This is a genomic window from Vibrio sp. RW, assembly GCF_027587105.1.
Classification (GTDB): domain Bacteria; phylum Pseudomonadota; class Gammaproteobacteria; order Enterobacterales; family Vibrionaceae; genus Vibrio; species Vibrio toranzoniae.
Map to the genome: position 1 here is coordinate 1 of NZ_JAPPTM010000006.1, position 15,720 is coordinate 15,720.

The following is a 15,720-nucleotide window of genomic DNA, read 5'->3' on the forward strand; positions in this document are numbered from 1 at the left end:
GTTTGCAAGGAGCAGAAAAGCGTTTGTGGTTTAAGAGCCTTAGCTATTCACCTGTTCGTTTTCCAACCTCACGAACCTTCCGGTGGCACTATGTTGGAAGCGTTTGCGGCGAGTGAGTCACTTACTGGTTCTTACATTGTTGCTAGTTCTTTGATGCGTTTTCTTTGTCTTGGCGGCTCATTCGTTAACAAATGGCTTGGTCATATTTGGTTGTCAGGTTGGTCGAACGAATCCTTTGCCAGTTAAAGCGCTGCAAACCGTGCCCATTTGTCGTATGTCGCTTCTTCGCCAAGTGCGTTTTGTTGGCTGTATTTAAATTCTAAGCTGTTCGTTTTACTTTTGTATTCAAAGCCAGTAGTTTCATAGCCAATTCAGCACCTTGGCGCTAAACCTCTGGTTTCATCGTGGTGGCAAACTAACAAAGCGCTTAAGACGGACTAACAAACGCTCGGCATTTTTGGTTCGGTTTCGTTACGTGTTTAAGGTGTTCAAATTGAGTAAAGTGACAGGTTTGTTAGCCACTTAGCTTAGCGTTATGCAATTTGAGGACTTCGTTTGAAAGTAGGTATTGAGACAGTTCACGAGCTACGTGAAAAATTAAAATTTGAGCGGCAACGGGTTACTCAAAGTTATCACCCTTATGATTTCTTCAACTTTGTGGTCACTGCATGGCACTTGCACCACGACTGGATTAAAAACGATAAACAAAATCGACCTAACTTGTTTTATAAAAAGGTTAATAAAGCGCCGTCACAAATGAAGGAACTAGTTAATGCCACGCGCGATCTAGCAAATGGTTCAAAACATTTCCGATTGGATAAACCTAACGATGAAAAAAAGGTTGTTACAGAGGTCCACAAACCAGAAATTAGGGATCATTTTACTTACGTGTTTGGACCTCAGCCTGGAATCTCAGTAGCGAACGCATATTACACTATTGGAGAGTTGGTCGATATTCTCGATGAGTATTTTGAATGGTTGTTTGATGATCTTACTCCAGCGGATAGTTTTCCAGATAAATTGCAAAAAATGCTTATGGCTAGGGTGCTCTAAAAAATTGCATAACAAATTGTTCAAGAGTGATTCGGCACGCGTGGCATTTTTACTATGCGTTGGTTTAGTGGTTAAGGTGGTATGCGGGAGCTTCGGTATTGCGCGCCTCACACCTTAACAAAGCGTTAGCTGGTTTTTGTGATACAAAAAAGGACAATTACATGTTTGAGTCAGTTTCAATACATTTTAAAACTCTGACAACTGCAGACTATATCGCGATAATTAGTGTGTTTTTCTCTATAGTTATTGCGTTTATCTCGTTGTATTACACACATGTTTGTAGGGGTAGAGATCAACGAAGAGAACTTGTACTTAGTATTGAGCGCAAGCATTTAGAGGCACTTGATACTGCGTATAAAATGAAACTTGATTGTATTACGTTAAAGCAAAAATTTGAATTGAGTGATATTTCAAATATTGACATGCAGTCATATATACAAAGCATTGAGGAAATGATACTGGAGCCTTTACATAACAATGCGACTGTAATGATGGAACAGTTCAAACTGGAGAGTGCCAAGATGTCAATTAAACAGTTGGAAGAACATCTATCAATAATTGATAGCTTTATTTTAAATTTACAGTCAAATCGAGATAACTTTAAGGAAAGAATAGAGCTTGGCTATGATCAACTTGATAAAAAGTGGAGTGAAGCATTGAGATCAACCAGCTAACAAAGCATTTAAGAGTGATTCGCAACGCTTGGCATTCTCAGCTCAAGGTGGGTTTTGTGTTTATGGCGCAGTGGTTCAGGCTTGGTGGTGGCGTTGCTCACACCTTAATGCGGCGTTATGTGTCCGAGTACCCCACGTTTAGTAGACACTTTATTAAGTTAGATCTAGGGTCTAATTGAGAGGTGATTTATGGCTAAACATCGTAATCCAGCGTACACAGAAGAATTCCGCAAAGAGGCAGTTCGTCTGTCCGAGCTTCCAGGTCGCACAGCCGCGTCCGTTGCGAAAGAGTTAGGCGTCAGCGCCCAACAGATTGCTAACTGGAAACGTCAATTTAACCGCTTGTCTGATAAACAGTTTAACACTTTAGATGGTGTTGATTATTCCAAGAAAGAATCCGAAGAACTGCGAGCGCTTAAGCGCGAGAACAAACGACTTAAAGATGAAATGGAATTCCTAAAGAAGGTCTCGGCGTACTTCGCGAAGCAGCAAGAGTGAAGTACGAGTTCATCGAAAGTTATGTGGGTGAGTATGCCGTTGTTCTCATGTGTTGTGCATTAGGTGTTTCCCCGAGTGGTTATTACAAATGGTTATGTCGCTCGCTTAGCGAGCGAGCAAAGCGTCGAAGTCGCTTTGAACAGTTAGTTATGTGTACCTTTGCCGAGTATCGTGCGAGGTATGGTTCAGTTCGTTTAGCTGAAGAGTTAAACAAAGCAGGCGATGCCTGCAGTGTGAACTATATTGCTGATATTATGGCGAAAAAGGGTATTAAGGCTCGCAATGGAAAAGGGTTTAAATACAGTAAAGACGTCGCGGCGATGACGAATGTCGCCGATAATTTATTGCGTAGAGACTTCGAAGCCGAGAGTCCCAATCAGAAGTGGGTCACCGACATCACCTATATCTGGGTAAAGAGCCGTTGGCTCTACCTCGCGACAGTGTTAGACCTTCATTCGAGACGCATTGTGGGCTGGTCATTAGATACCAACATGACAGAGCTGCTCATCACCAACGCTTTGAAAATGGCGTTTAAGTCACGCAAGCCACCGAAAGGCGTCTTAGTCCACTCAGACCGTGGTGTACAATACAGAGCTTATAAGTATCAGGACTTCATGCGAAAGCATGGAGGCGTGCCGAGCATGAGTCGTCAGGGTAACTGTTGGGACAATGCGGTAATGGAGTCGTTCTTCAGTCGACTGAAAGTCGAATTGATTTACGCAGAAGATTATCAAACTATCGAAGAAGCCCGAATGGGGATCTTCGAATATATCGAGATGTTCTACAATCGAAAAAGAAGACACTCAGCGTTGGGGCATGTCAGTCCCGCTGAGTACGAAAGTATGTAGTTATGTACTGTCTACTTTTTGTGGGGTACACCAGTATTAAATGAGATAACAATGAGACCAGATAATAAAGATAGACTTGAGATTCTTAAGGTTGAAATGACCCTTATACAAGGCACTTTCGACAAATATGATGACCTAATTTTCAGAAATAGAAACTGGTTCATAACATTATGGGCAGGAGCTATTGGATTGGCTTTTACAATCAAAGATCCAAGAATCACTTTTTTAGCGGTTCTAGCTGCTTTGTTATATTGGTTTCTTGAAGGAATGATGAGACATCAATATTGGTATAAATACGTTATTCGATATCGAGCGATACGTGATTGGATTAACAAATCAGAAAAAGAAAGTATCTCAGTATATGACTTAACCAACCACTATGGTCAAAGAGCTAAAAAATGGGAGCGCATTAAAAGCTCCTTTTTTAAGCTTGAACCTACGCTACTAGGAACAATTATGGTAGTTAGCGCACTTGTTTCGTATAAGCTCGTGCCTATTAATACCTAACAAACGCTTTAAGACGGATTCGCACGCTAGGCGGTTTTGGTTTGAATCGGCTTTTGTGTTTACGGTGTAATAATTGAGTGCAGTGGTAGCGTGCTTCACACCTTAATTGGGCGTTATAACTCATGAGCTCGCTCGAAAGTCTAGCAAGTGTATTTGATGTTTCTTTAATTGGGTTGTTTCATATGAGCTTGGTTTATCTTTACGAGGCAGTTATGAAGTCTAGACAATGTCCCAAGTGTCGGAAAAATGTTGCATTTAGCTAGTTTTTCTTTAGTTCTCATTGGACGAAGTATCGTTGTATTGAATGTGGCTCGCTGATGAAATGGAGTAGGAGGCGAGCTTATCTAGGAGCAATATCCGGTGGTTTCGCTGGCCCATTTGTCATTTCTACACAATCTCTCATTCCATCTGCGTTTCTTAGAATCTCTATTGCCATTATTTTCGCAATAGTTTTGGCAGTTTCTGTGAATAAGCAGATTGAGTACATCGACGAAACTGAGTTATAACAAAGCGCTTAAGGCAGATTCGCAACGTGTTGCATTTTTAGTATGCGTTGATTTATGTGTTTAAGGTGCCATGCGGTGGCTTCGTATTGCGTTGCTCACTACTTAGTTTAGCGTTAGCTCATCGTTAAAAAAGAGATATGAGTCGAGCTTGAGTCTTTTTTATACATTTTCTTTCTGAGACTATTTCATACTGTTCGAGCGGAGGGCAATATGAAAGAGTTAAGATTAACAAACGCTATGATCACGTTCATTTTGGGAATGATTATCGCGAGTTTAGTTTCAAAAGGGAGCTTTTTGGGGACAGCGTTCAAATATCCTTCAGATTTTATGTTTATAGTGTTTGGTGGCCTACTAGCATTCCTGATTTCTGGAGTTTCAATTAGGTACTTGCAGAAAGGTTATTGGAAAGAGTCAGCGTTAATGTATCCAATTTACTATTATGGTTCTTTTGGGCTTTTTGCTGATGGTCATTTAGCAGGTTGGACGCATAGTGGCAGTGTTGGGGAAAAACTAATGATGTCTCAAATATACATTTTGCTATCACTCGTTTCGGTATTTATTCCACTTATTATCGCTGCAATCTCGGTTGCTCACATTGTTTTATTGAGTTCAGAGGTGAAAAAAGTACGAACATAACAAGAGGCTATGGCGTCAATAGCTAATTTTTGACGTTATCTTTATCCCATATTACACCGTCTCTTAGTATTGAATTTAAGATAACAACCATCTTTCTCATTTTAGACGGATTCCCAACGCTTGGCATTTTTGGTTTTAGTTCCGTGCTTACGGTGTACAAATTAAGTGCAGTGGGAGTGTTGCTCGCACCTTTATGCGCGTTATAACTTGTCTGCCTTATTACACTTATAGGTGGGAACCATGTACCTTTAAAGAATGTCCAACATTTAGATGTTCAAATATTGAGGTTCCGATGAATTTTCTCCGTAAGTATAAAATAAGCGTCCTTTTCTGTATCTGCGGTATTTTGTGTTTAATTGTTTATAACATCATCGGCTCATCCGTAGATGAAAAAGGTTTTTTAGTTGAGCCATTTGGACTTATTCCTTTATTTTGGCTTTTTCAGCTACTGGCGTTGGTGGCTTTAGTTGTCACCTTCGCAAGACATAGAAAGGCGCAGTAAATGGGCTAATGAAGCTACAAGTACACGAAGGAGCTTCGTTATAATAAGCTCTGGAACGTTACTGATGGGAGGCGCTAATGTTATTTTTCCTATCCCCAGCATGATTTGTAGTATCTCATTTTTGGCTTGGTATTGAGGACAAGTTTCGATGAGTCTTGATATCTCTTCTTCTCCATCGTTTGCATGGAAAGCAGTTGGCTGAGTGTCGCTTCGCTATCATTTTGGCTCGTATTTGCAGAGCACTTAACACGGGGCGTTGATACACTAATAGTCGGCAGGTATATGAACTACAAATTGATTATTGTGCTGGTGTGTGGTTCTAATGCTAGATGTATAACCAGTATTCGATGTTCTATCTAGTCCTTTTAGTTTTCGCTTTGTTCATATAGTCAACGTGAATCACCTTAACGTGGTGCCTTGATTCATGCTGATAAGTGACACTTTATGGAGATCATATAGATATCAAAGAATCGGATTGGAAAAATATTTTATGAAATAAAGAATGTAGCCGTTCTGCTATTTTGTACTCATAGCTAGATGAAGTCATCAAAGCGATTGTTGATGAATCATAACCGGTTGGGGGAAGGTTTGATTTGATGTGTCAGCACTCCTAAGCATCTCTAAGGGAAATTAAGTTTATCTTTGATGCATTCTCTCTAAGTCGGGGAGTTAGGTTACTCCCTTTAGGGCTGCAAATGGACGGCAACCTACCACAGTAAATATCGGCACCGACTTCAATTTTTCCAGGTTTTAGGTACTAGTACCACCTTTCGTCCACCCTTAATCCACCCAGCAAAGTTGGGATAAAGTGGGGGAGGGGAAAGTTAATTCTTTTCAGTGTATTGCGCGAGATTTACGACGTTTTTGAGGGCTCAAAAACGGTGAAACCCCGATGTTGGTAGCATCGGGGTTTCGAATTTCTAGATTTTTCGACTGGTAAGATCGATTATCTTTTCTATGCAGAAGGCTTGGATTTATCCAATCTTATTCCTTGGTAGGGAATTAGATACGGATGAAGTCCATGTGCTCAACTTTAGGCTTGAACGCGTGACGTTGAACGTCTTGCGGTTTAACCTTAACTTCTGCGCCGTCAATCAGTAGAGTGATTGTTTCGTAGAATTCAGGCTTATCCATTTGGTTGATCACGTCATCGTGAATAAGTTCGATAGCTACAGCTGCTGCTTCACCACCGTAGATTACAGCTGGGAATTTACCAGCGTGACGTAGGCGGCGGCTCGCACCTTTACCTAGTTCAGTACGTACTACTGCTTCAAATTTCATAGTTTTACTCTCAAATTAGTAAAAATTAACTTCACACCTCAATGCGACCTTGAGTGTGTGGCAATGCTTAGGCATAAACGAGATCATGCTTAAGCGAGCGCGGATACTAACATCACATAATTAATTGAGCAAGTAAGATCCTTTTGATAGCTCATTTAGAGAGCTAAAAAATTTGTTTGTCGATAAAGTGTACGTTTATGTCGATGATGTTTGGTCCGTCTTTCAAATGTTGGGCAATTTGGAAAATAGAATTCACCCTCTTTGGTTAAAGGTAGAATTAGACAGTAATAGCTATCAACTTACTCAATAACCGGTATCGAGGTTCTAACGAGTCTGAGAAACCTTTAGGATTAGAGAGGCTCTTAAGCCACCCATAGAGCTTTTGCGGAGTGTTAGACTACCTCGATAACTGTGAGCCATCTCATTCACAATATTAAGCCCAAGTCCTGTTCCTGGTGTGGTTTCGTCAAGACGAACACCTCGCTTCGTTACCTGTTCGAGTTTTTCTTCAGGGATACCTTGTCCGTCATCCTCTACAATTAATTCAACATTGCCGTCAGTAAGATCCTTGGCGTGCACTCGAATAATACTACGTGCCCATTTATAGCTGTTCTCGAGCAGGTTTCCGAGCATTTCATCGAGGTCGGTTTTTTCAACTGCAACATCAAGTTCTAAATCCAGTTCGTTGACCATGGTTACGTTGTTGTCGGCATAGACTTTGTCAAACGCCATCGCAATTGCCTCGACACGTTCACAGGGCGACGACTTAACCGAAAGGATGTTCATTGCGCCTGCCATACGTGCACGGCCAAGGTGATAATCTATTTGGCTTTGAATTTGATGGATAGGTTCCTGTAAGAGTTTCTTCTCATCATCGGGAAGCCTCTCTATTTCATTTTTGAGAACCGATAGTGGTGTTTTTAAGGCGTGAGAAAGGTTGCCTGCGTGGTTACGAGCTCGCTCCAACAATTCTTGATAATGGAAGAGCAAGGCATTGAGATCAGACACTAATGGCGACACTTCTTTTGGGTAATTATCGCTTAAGCCTTGTTGTTCCCCCTTTCTTAGTAATGCTAACTCTCGTTGCATCTTATTCAGAGGAAGTAGAGACCAACTGACTTGAATACCTATCAACAATAAAACACCAACGAACAATAGCAGTAATATAAGCCACACTTGCCCTGTGAGTTGATTGAGTGTCGATTCTAATGAGTTGTCATTCATACCTATAGTTATAGTGACAGGGTCACTTAGTTCAGGGAGGTAGATATCTTGCTCAATATAGATCAGTTTCTCCTCTTTAGGCCCTTTGACTGACGTATGTATCGGTGACCGTTTTATAGTGAGGTCTTTGTCCCATAGCGAGCGAGAACGAATGATTTGATCTTGGGTTGAGGCGCGCCAATAGATACCGCTGTAAGGTTGGTTTAATCTGGGGTCTGAAAGGCGCTCAGCCATTATCAGTGCTCCATGATTATTGGTTTCGATATTGGCTGTTAGCTCATCCATGGTTAAGCCAAGCTGTTGTTTCATGTCATCGACGAGGTAGTCGTTAACCAGTTTTGGTATACCGATACCTGCTGCTAATATCATAGCACCTAGCCAAAAAGCCGCAGCAAGGAGCAAGCGGCTTTTTAGGCTGGTGTTTTTAAGTGTTTTTCTTTTTAAATTCATTCATTACCAGCCAGTTTATACTCGTCAGCATTACGATGATCTGAATAGACTGTCCACTTATATTGAGAGGGTTATTCGGCATTTAATTGGTAACCAAGCCCACGAACCGTTTTGATTATCTTCGGTGCGATTTTTTTACGAATACGACCAATAAACACTTCGACAGTGTTTGAGTCACGGTCGAAGTCTTGCTTGTAAATATGTTCGATGAGCTCAGTACGAGATATGACTTTGTTCTGATTATGCATGAAGTAAGCAACAACTTTATATTCTAATGCTGTCAGGCTTACAGCTTGCCCTTGCCAAAGCACTTTAGAGCTGCGAGTGTCTAAGCTTAAGTCACCAATCTGAAGGATAGGCGAAGCACTACCAGATGCTCGACGTAGTTGAGTTCGAATCCGAGCGATTAGTTCAACCATTTCGAAAGGTTTAGTGATGTAATCATCGGCCCCTGCGTTTAATCCTTCTACACGCTGAGTTAGGGTGTCACGAGCGCTCAAGATAATAACTGGTGTATTGATGTTTTCATCTCGAATGCCTTTTAATATTGTTAGCCCATCAAGCTTTGGTAAACCTAAATCAAGAACGATCGCGTCCCATGCTTCTGATGTTGCTCGGTAAAGTGCATCGATACCATCTCGAGAAAGTTCTGGAACCCAGTCGGCTTCCTCGAGTGTTTCAATAATCTGTTGTCCCAAACGCGGCTCGTCTTCAACGACTAAAATTTTCATGACTGGTTCTTCTTCTTATTTTTAGGCTAAATCTTGCTGATGTCGCTGGCTAACTTTTCAGCGCTTACTCGTGATGGTCGTTTTTGATAGCTTCTTTAAAGTTGCGACCTTTTATCATCAGCATTTCTAATGTTTCAGCATTGTATTCAACTTTGATGATGTTGTTTTGAAAATTGATTTTCAGCTCATAGACCCAGACGTCATCGTCTTCTTCTAGCTCTACTTTAATAATTCTGCCGTGCAGATCATTTTCGACCGCTGCGTACATTTCTGAGAAAGGACGAATATAGCCTGCTCGTACAGCGTCATAGACTTCATCTTGATCTTCTTCAAATTCGATACGGGTTCCTGCTTTATGGACATCTTGTACAAGGTCATGGCCGTTATGAGCTGAATCAGCCCATACGCCAACAGAAACCAGTAAGCCTAAGCTTAAAGAAAACAAAGAAATCATAGCTTTATTAAACATAGCGAATCCTAGAGAAGGTTGATAGCGTTCAGTATAAAAAAGTAATTCTGAACAGAAAGTGAACCTGATTAATTATGAGTTTTAGGTTCTCAAAAAATGAGGTATTAGCGCTGCTGAAGCTCACCTTCGAATATCTTGTCTCTCATTTTCCAAAAGCGCCCAACTTTGCGTGCAATCACGAATTGAGGCGGGCGGAATCTATGTTGGTGAGCAACCACTTTTGTAGGTGAGGACTCTTCAAATGGCCTGTGTCTGTCGGCAAGGTGGGGGCGAACAAACTGATCCTTAAAGTTCTGCTTCTGTTTCTTGGTAGTTAATGACCAAAACTCATGCACTTGTGCCTGGTTTTCGCCGCGGTAGGTGACTTTAAGTTGTGATTTTCCTTTGTCATCTTTAAGCACGTTGAGATCCATTTCCAAACACTCAAACACCAAGGCATCTTTTAGGTTGAGTGCTTCTTTAAGCTTTTTGTCTGGGTCAACCAGAGTAGCATCGCACTCATGACAAATTCGCGCAGCAATGTCGTTATCGGCACCACATTCACCGCAGTATTTTGCACGGAAACGGTAGCCGCAATGTTCGCGTTCGTCTGTGTCTTCATCGGTAAAGTAGCCTTGGCATTTACGACCAAAATGTTCGAGTAAGAAGCCATTACTGTCTAGTTTGCCCCAAAAATTGTTGTTGAAGCCACAAGCAGGGCAGGGAATCGTAATGATCTCACTGTCGGAATCCGGCTTTGGATCGCCTACCTCTGGTTGATAAAGGTCGTAACTGTTGCCTGCATAATCCAGCACTAAACATTCTTTTTTGCCTGGAGCTAAACGTAAGCCTCGGCCAACAATTTGTTGATATAAGCTGATGGACTCTGTGGGGCGCAATATGGCTATTAAATCGACATGCGGTGCATCAAAACCTGTTGTCAAAACTGACACGTTGACCAAGAATTTGATTCTACGTTCTTTGAAGTCATTGATGATTTGGTCGCGTTCTAACGTAGGTGTGTCGCCAATGACAATCGATGCTTCACCTTCCGGCAGTAAACCGATGATCTCTTGCGCGTGTCGAACGGTGGCGGCAAATACCATGATGCCGAGCTTGTCTTGGGCTAGGTGAATGATCTGGTCGACAATCTGCGGTGTAGCGCGTTTTGATTGCTCGATCACCATGTCTAACTCGGCTTCTTTATAACGGCCCGTGCTTGCTGGCTTTAATTGCGAGAAGTCATAACTCAATACTGGCGCATCTATCATGCGGGCAGGGGTTAAGAAGCCTTCATCAAGTAAGTAACGAATGGGCAGCTCAAAGATACAGTCTCGAAAGAAACGTGGCTCGTCTGAGCGCACTTGTCCGCGGGTGTGATATTGATAAATCCATCCCATACCAAGACGATAAGGGGTCGCAGTTAATCCAAGGACCTTAATTCCCGAATTATTTTCACGTAAGTGAGTGATTACTTTCTGGTAGCTACTATTCTTTTCGTCAGGCACACGGTGGCATTCATCGATAACTAAAAGTGAAAATTGATTGGAGAATGAATCGAGGTTACGAACCACGGATTGAACCGACGCGAATACCACTTGTTGGTCGGTCTCTTTGCGGCCTAAACCAGCAGAAAAAATTGAGCCTTTTAACCCATAACCTTCATATTTTTCATGATTTTGCTCTACCAGTTCTTTAACGTGAGCCAGCACCAGAACGCGGCCCTTCGCAAGCCTTGCTAATTCAGCAATTACAAGGCTTTTGCCTGCCCCGGTTGGCAATACCAAAACCGCTGGAGTTTGGTGTTTTCTGAAGTAATGAATCACTGATTTTACGGAGTCAGCTTGGTACGGGCGGAGTGTATACATATCGCATCTTGTAAAATGAAAAACAAATAGTGTGAAATAGCTCAACTAATTGAGCAAAGGTGACTATAATACCTGACTTAGATTAGTTGAGGTATTCATGCGTTTAGATAAATTTCTGTGCGATGCATTAGGCGTCACGCGAAGAGAAGCAACACACTTATTAAAATCAAAAGCAGTGACAGTGAATGATGTCATTCAAAAAAGCGGCTCACTTAAGGTAACTGAAGAGTGCGTGGTAGAATGGCAAGGGAATGAACTGCATGTTCACGGCCCACGTTACATCATGCTTTATAAGCCAGAAGGCTTTGTTTGTTCGCATGAAGATGGCGCAAATCGTATCGCGTTTGAATTGCTTGATGAAATCAAAATGGACAAGCTACACTTTGCTGGTCGTCTCGATGTTGATACTACTGGCCTTGTGTTGATTACTGATGATGGGAAGTGGTCCCACCGTATTACATCGCCAAAGCATAAATGCAAAAAAACGTACCGTGTGTGGTTGGTTGATCCTGTTGAAGCTGACTACGTTGAGAAGTTCAAAGAAGGTATTCAGCTTAAGAGTGAAGATAGCCTAACACTTCCTGCACATCTTGATGTTCGTGCAGAGCGTGAAGTTCTATTAACGATTCACGAAGGCAAATACCACCAAGTAAAACGTATGTTTGCGGCGCTTGGTAACAAGGTAGAAGCACTACACCGTGAGCGTATTGGCGAAATTGAGATGGACGAATCTTTAGAATTAGGTGAATACCGTTACCTAACGCAAGAAGAAGTCGACTCTATCTGGAAGTAGTCTTTTCTGTCGTAAGATGTAGCCGACTAAGGATAGCGTCGGCTGATGATGTTGACTGGTACTAGGAAAGTTTCAGCCATTATTCCTATTTGTTATTGTTATGCCCATATTCGTGTATTGTTGTGCGAATGTTCCTGCTCACATAAACCTCGTACTTAGTCGGAGAGTTATGCAAACATCTACCCAACAGACCCTAAATTCACAACCACAAACTCCTCAGTTAGGTTGGATGCTATTTTTGGTTCTGGGTGCGATTGGTGCACTGACACCACTCGCCATCGATATGTACCTGCCCGCAATGCCAACGATCGCCAAAGATCTCGGCGTAACAGCGGGTGAAGTACAAATCACACTCACAGCGTACACCGCAGGTTTTGCGTTAGGTCAGTTGTTACATGGCCCGTTAGCCGACAGTTATGGTCGAAAGCCAGTTCTACTGATTGGTGTCTTCCTCTTTGCGATTGCGTCTGTTGTGAGTGCCACTACTCATGGCATTGAAGCGTTAACGTTAGTTCGTACTGCTCAAGGTTTTTCAGGAGCGGCGGCGGCGGTCATTATCCAAGCCGTTGTGCGTGATATGTTTGACCGTGAAGATTTCGCCAGAACGATGTCGTTCGTTACCTTGGTGATGACGGTTGCGCCACTTATCGCACCTATGATTGGTGGTTACTTGGCATTGTGGTTCGGCTGGCGTTCAATCTTTTGGGTCTTAGCTATTTTTGCGGTGATTGTGATCCTCGCGGTAATAATCAAAATCCCTGAGACACTGTCTGTTGAAAATCGCCAGCCACTGCGCTTTAAAACGACGATTCGCAATTACGCTCGTTTATGTAAAAACCCGACCGCTATGGGCCTGATTTTCTCGGGTGCGTTCTCGTTCTCTGGGATGTTTGCATTCTTAACCGCAGGTTCTTTTGTCTACATTGATATCTACGGCGTACGTCCTGACCTGTTCGGTTATCTGTTTGGCCTGAACATTGTTGCGATGATTCTAATGACGACAATCAATGGTCGAATCGTTAAAAAGGTCGGTTCTCATACCATGCTGAGAACAGCGCTAGTCATTCAATTACTGGCTGGCGTGGGTTTACTGGCCGGTTGGGCATTGGATCTCGGGCTTTGGGGTATTGTGCCGTTTGTGATGCTGTTTATTGGCACTATTTCTACAATTGGTAGTAACTCCATGGGTCTATTGCTAAGTGGTTATCCAAACATGGCAGGCACGGCTTCATCGCTTGCGGGAACATTAAGATTTGGTACTGGTTCTGTCGTTGGAGCGATCGTTGCGATGCTACCAAGTGACAGTGCTGGGTCTATGGCTATGGTAATGGCTGCGTGTGCAGTAATGTCAGCATTACTATATTGGACATTAGGAAAGAAGGCATAATGTCAAAATACTATATTGAAATTCAGAAGTTAGTGAATGATGCGCTAGGTGAGTTATACGCTCTGCATAAGTCAGGTAAAGCGATTGACGCACCTATTGCAAACAACCTTTACCTTGTTCGTTGGGTAACCAAAGCGATTAAGGCTCAATCTTACGATCGCGTGATTGTGCCGGACTTAGTTCGCTGGCAAAAGCAGGGGCGCTCAAAGGGTAACAACTCTGATTTAACCTTTACCTTCAAACGTATCTCTGCTTTCTACGGTCAGTTTTTCCCTGAAGGCGAGGAGCCGAAAGCGCTAAAAGACAGCGATGTTGAAGCGTTTATGGACAAGATGTACGAGATGGGTTGGAGCGTATCAAGCGAAGACGAGCTAACCACTGGTGGAAAAATCCAATTCTTTACCGATGGTGAGCACTCATTTGCCTTGTGTGGCAAACAGTGTGACGACTCTTTCGACGGCGAGTTGATGGTTAAGCCAATGAACTGGTTTGTTCGCGGAAACCACGCTGAGTTTATTCAAGCGGCGATGGAAGCGGGTTTTATGCTTCACAAAGTGACGGACTACAAGTCTGCGGTGAAGTACCACGGTGAATATATCGTTTATCCTGCAAACCAAGGCAATCAATTGGCTGAGATTCCAATTAGCTTTATTGGCTAGTAGCGGATTCGGGATACGAGATGAGAGATACGAAGAGCGGAATTATCCGCTCTTTTTTGCCTCTCATAGCGCGTGTCGCAAATTTGCTGTTAAGTCTTTTCGCATCTCGGCACTCGAATCTCTAATCTGCTTTTAATCTCTTCTCATCCCGTTACTCTAATCCTGTATCCGCTTCTAATCCTGCTCTTGTGCTTGCATCTCAATCGCCTTCACCATGCCCTTAAAGATAAACAGATGGGCTGGCATCATTGCGAACCAATATAACAATCCTAAAAAGCCTTTTGGATGCCACCAAGCTGATATGTTCAGTTCGCGGCAGTCACCTTGGTCAGATAGCGCAATCTCCAGTCTCCCTAACCCTGGGCCTTTCATACCAAAAAGTAGAGATAAGAACTGGTTTTCTTCACAGCGAATGACTTTCCATGAATCGATCTTGTCACCGACTTTTAGTGTTGGTCCCTGCGGTGTTTGTCGAATAGGGACACCGCCACCAAACAGAACATCTAGCCATTCTCGTGTGCGCCATAAAGCGTTAGCAAAGAAGTAACCTTGTTTCGGGCTTCCTATCTGCTGTGCGACATCCCACAGTGATTCCAGTGACGCGGTTGAAGTGATGCTTGCACCGGTTTTCTTGGGGTAGTAGCCATACCCAGCCTGCCATCGTTTGAACGCGGTTTTATCGAAGCCCCAGACATTACTTTTAACGAAATTTCCTTCAGCGTGAATGGCTTGCTCAACCATACTCTCGAACGATATAAGCTTCTGAGGGTACATTTCTCTTATGGTCGTCGAACTAGCAATAAAGTCATGCTTTAAGCCTGCAAGAAGTGCTCTGCCTATATTTGAAGGGACAGAAGTTACCACGCCTAACCAATAGGAGGCGATTTTAGGTGTTAGCAGGGATGTAGCCCAAAGTCTCAGTGGTCGATCGGCCGTTTTGGCAATATGTGCAAACTGGTTGCGGTAAGAGACAATGTCTGGACCGCCCACCTCAAAGATTTGATTATCACTTGGTGTGTATTGTGCGAGTTTGAGTAGGTAATGATTAAGGTTCTTTAAGGCGATAGGGTTGGCTTTCGAGTCGACCCATTTTGGCGCAATCATGATGGGTAGGTTGTAAACGAAGTCTCGCATGATCTCGAATGCAGCAGAGCCGGGGCCAATAATCACACCTGCTTGGAGTTCAGTTACTGGAACGGGGCCTTTTCGAAGTAGCTGTCCGGTTTTTTTTCTGGCTTGAAGGTGTTCTGAGTCACCGGTTTGAGGCTGAAGAGAGCTGAGATAGATAACGTGTTGATTCTTCGGCCCAAGCGCTGAAATAAAGTTACGCGCTAAGCTGAGTTCGTAATCAATGAAATCATGGCCTTCTGCCATCCCATGAACTAAGAAGAAGATAAGATCAAAATCAGGCACTAATGCTTGCGTCGCCGCTTGATCGGCGAGATCAAGGTATTCAAGTGATAAGTTGTCGTGAGGTTGGGTTCTTGCCTTTAAATAGTCAATATGCCTTGCTGCTGCAGTGACTTGGTAGCCTTGTTCAAGCAGGAGAGGGAGGAGTTGTGAACCAACATATCCAGAAGCGCCTAAAACCAGTACTTTCTTCATTGTTACTCCATTTATCTCTGTGGTTAAAAACCGAACATTGATATAATAGC

Annotated in this window: 17 protein-coding genes and 1 pseudogene; 11 read left to right on the forward strand and 7 right to left on the reverse strand. The window is 42.8% G+C overall.

The window, feature by feature from the left end; genetic code table 11:
• The 8 genes from OCT63_RS06930 to OCT63_RS06970 all read left to right on the forward strand — a co-directional run.
• The coding region (locus OCT63_RS06930) for a hypothetical protein (protein ID WP_269983438.1) at positions 1 to 246 on the forward strand (246 nt) is incomplete at its 5' end.
• A 309-nt stretch (positions 247 to 555) separates the two neighbouring features.
• Positions 556 to 1,053, forward strand: a complete 498-nt coding sequence (locus tag OCT63_RS06935) for a hypothetical protein (protein ID WP_161688576.1) — start codon at positions 556 to 558, stop codon at positions 1,051 to 1,053.
• Between the two features lie 161 nt (positions 1,054 to 1,214).
• Positions 1,215 to 1,727, forward strand: a complete 513-nt coding sequence (locus tag OCT63_RS06945) for a hypothetical protein (RefSeq protein WP_269983439.1) — start codon at positions 1,215 to 1,217, stop codon at positions 1,725 to 1,727.
• Positions 1,728 to 1,916: 189 nt separating this feature from the next.
• Positions 1,917 to 2,225, forward strand: a complete 309-nt coding sequence (locus tag OCT63_RS06950; RefSeq protein ID WP_017054517.1) for a transposase — start codon at positions 1,917 to 1,919, stop codon at positions 2,223 to 2,225.
• Positions 2,222 to 3,073, forward strand: a complete 852-nt coding sequence (locus OCT63_RS06955; protein ID WP_161688637.1) for an IS3 family transposase — start codon at positions 2,222 to 2,224, stop codon at positions 3,071 to 3,073. The genes OCT63_RS06950 and OCT63_RS06955 overlap by 4 nt, the downstream gene beginning before the upstream one ends.
• A gap of 51 nt (positions 3,074 to 3,124) precedes the next feature.
• On the forward strand, positions 3,125 to 3,580 hold the full coding sequence (locus tag OCT63_RS06960) for a hypothetical protein (RefSeq protein ID WP_161686432.1): 456 nt from the start codon (positions 3,125 to 3,127) through the stop codon (positions 3,578 to 3,580).
• A 716-nt stretch (positions 3,581 to 4,296) separates the two neighbouring features.
• Positions 4,297 to 4,722: a hypothetical protein gene (locus tag OCT63_RS06965; protein ID WP_161686434.1), complete on the forward strand. Its 426-nt coding sequence runs from the start codon at positions 4,297 to 4,299 to the stop codon at positions 4,720 to 4,722.
• A 292-nt stretch (positions 4,723 to 5,014) separates the two neighbouring features.
• Positions 5,015 to 5,224: a DUF3955 domain-containing protein gene (locus OCT63_RS06970; RefSeq protein WP_060467953.1), complete on the forward strand. Its 210-nt coding sequence runs from the start codon at positions 5,015 to 5,017 to the stop codon at positions 5,222 to 5,224.
• Between the two features lie 45 nt (positions 5,225 to 5,269).
• Here OCT63_RS06970 and OCT63_RS06975 read toward each other — a convergent pair.
• The 6 genes and pseudogenes from OCT63_RS06975 to OCT63_RS07000 all read right to left on the reverse strand — a co-directional run.
• Positions 5,270 to 5,395: pseudogene (locus tag OCT63_RS06975) on the reverse strand (IS110 family transposase); the annotation flags it as partial.
• 831 nt (positions 5,396 to 6,226) lie between these two features.
• A complete protein-coding gene (gene rplY / locus OCT63_RS06980) occupies positions 6,227 to 6,505 on the reverse strand; it encodes a 50S ribosomal protein L25 (RefSeq protein WP_161672672.1) in 279 nt (92 codons plus the stop codon).
• Between the two features lie 324 nt (positions 6,506 to 6,829).
• Complete coding sequence (locus tag OCT63_RS06985) at positions 6,830 to 8,179, reverse strand: ATP-binding protein (RefSeq protein WP_161686436.1); 1,350 nt, start codon at positions 8,177 to 8,179, stop codon at positions 6,830 to 6,832.
• Between the two features lie 71 nt (positions 8,180 to 8,250).
• Positions 8,251 to 8,910: a response regulator transcription factor gene (locus tag OCT63_RS06990; RefSeq protein ID WP_017057576.1), complete on the reverse strand. Its 660-nt coding sequence runs from the start codon at positions 8,908 to 8,910 to the stop codon at positions 8,251 to 8,253.
• Positions 8,911 to 8,974: 64 nt separating this feature from the next.
• Positions 8,975 to 9,379: a PepSY domain-containing protein gene (locus tag OCT63_RS06995; RefSeq protein WP_060467950.1), complete on the reverse strand. Its 405-nt coding sequence runs from the start codon at positions 9,377 to 9,379 to the stop codon at positions 8,975 to 8,977.
• Between the two features lie 104 nt (positions 9,380 to 9,483).
• Positions 9,484 to 11,226, reverse strand: coding sequence for a DEAD/DEAH box helicase (locus OCT63_RS07000; RefSeq protein ID WP_161686438.1), 1,743 nt, complete (start codon positions 11,224 to 11,226; stop codon positions 9,484 to 9,486).
• Between the two features lie 97 nt (positions 11,227 to 11,323).
• Between OCT63_RS07000 and rsuA the strand changes: the two genes are divergently transcribed.
• The 3 genes from rsuA (at position 11,324) to OCT63_RS07015 (ending at position 14,065) form a co-directional block, all read left to right on the forward strand.
• Positions 11,324 to 12,019 (forward strand): 16S rRNA pseudouridine(516) synthase RsuA, encoded by a 696-nt coding sequence (gene rsuA / locus OCT63_RS07005; RefSeq protein WP_161686440.1) that lies wholly within the window; start codon positions 11,324 to 11,326, stop codon positions 12,017 to 12,019.
• A gap of 169 nt (positions 12,020 to 12,188) precedes the next feature.
• Positions 12,189 to 13,406, forward strand: a complete 1,218-nt coding sequence (locus OCT63_RS07010; RefSeq protein WP_161686442.1) for a Bcr/CflA family multidrug efflux MFS transporter — start codon at positions 12,189 to 12,191, stop codon at positions 13,404 to 13,406.
• The gene (locus OCT63_RS07015; protein ID WP_060467946.1) at positions 13,406 to 14,065 is read left to right on the forward strand and encodes a DUF2913 family protein; all 660 of its coding nucleotides are present in this window, start codon (positions 13,406 to 13,408) and stop codon (positions 14,063 to 14,065) included. The genes OCT63_RS07010 and OCT63_RS07015 overlap by 1 nt, the downstream gene beginning before the upstream one ends.
• Positions 14,066 to 14,239: 174 nt before the next feature.
• Here OCT63_RS07015 and OCT63_RS07020 read toward each other — a convergent pair whose 3' ends face one another.
• Entirely contained in the window at positions 14,240 to 15,670 is a 1,431-nt protein-coding gene (locus tag OCT63_RS07020) for a DUF2867 domain-containing protein (RefSeq protein ID WP_161686445.1), read from the reverse strand.
• Positions 15,671 to 15,720: the final 50 nt, after the last annotated feature.

Coding starts and splice junctions, on each gene's coding strand:
- rplY (WP_161672672.1), bottom strand. CDS start 6,505: ATGAAATTTGAAGCAGTAGTACGTACTGAACTAGGTAAAGGTGCGAGC.
- OCT63_RS07010 (WP_161686442.1), top strand. CDS start 12,189: ATGCAAACATCTACCCAACAGACCCTAAATTCACAACCACAAACTCCT.
- OCT63_RS06995 (WP_060467950.1), bottom strand. CDS start 9,379: ATGTTTAATAAAGCTATGATTTCTTTGTTTTCTTTAAGCTTAGGCTTA.
- OCT63_RS07015 (WP_060467946.1), top strand. CDS start 13,406: ATGTCAAAATACTATATTGAAATTCAGAAGTTAGTGAATGATGCGCTA.
- OCT63_RS06965 (WP_161686434.1), top strand. CDS start 4,297: ATGAAAGAGTTAAGATTAACAAACGCTATGATCACGTTCATTTTGGGA.
- OCT63_RS06985 (WP_161686436.1), bottom strand. CDS start 8,179: ATGAATTTAAAAAGAAAAACACTTAAAAACACCAGCCTAAAAAGCCGC.
- OCT63_RS06945 (WP_269983439.1), top strand. CDS start 1,215: ATGTTTGAGTCAGTTTCAATACATTTTAAAACTCTGACAACTGCAGAC.
- OCT63_RS07000 (WP_161686438.1), bottom strand. CDS start 11,226: ATGTATACACTCCGCCCGTACCAAGCTGACTCCGTAAAATCAGTGATT.
- OCT63_RS06990 (WP_017057576.1), bottom strand. CDS start 8,910: ATGAAAATTTTAGTCGTTGAAGACGAGCCGCGTTTGGGACAACAGATT.
- OCT63_RS06960 (WP_161686432.1), top strand. CDS start 3,125: ATGAGACCAGATAATAAAGATAGACTTGAGATTCTTAAGGTTGAAATG.
- OCT63_RS06970 (WP_060467953.1), top strand. CDS start 5,015: ATGAATTTTCTCCGTAAGTATAAAATAAGCGTCCTTTTCTGTATCTGC.
- OCT63_RS06950 (WP_017054517.1), top strand. CDS start 1,917: ATGGCTAAACATCGTAATCCAGCGTACACAGAAGAATTCCGCAAAGAG.
- rsuA (WP_161686440.1), top strand. CDS start 11,324: ATGCGTTTAGATAAATTTCTGTGCGATGCATTAGGCGTCACGCGAAGA.
- OCT63_RS07020 (WP_161686445.1), bottom strand. CDS start 15,670: ATGAAGAAAGTACTGGTTTTAGGCGCTTCTGGATATGTTGGTTCACAA.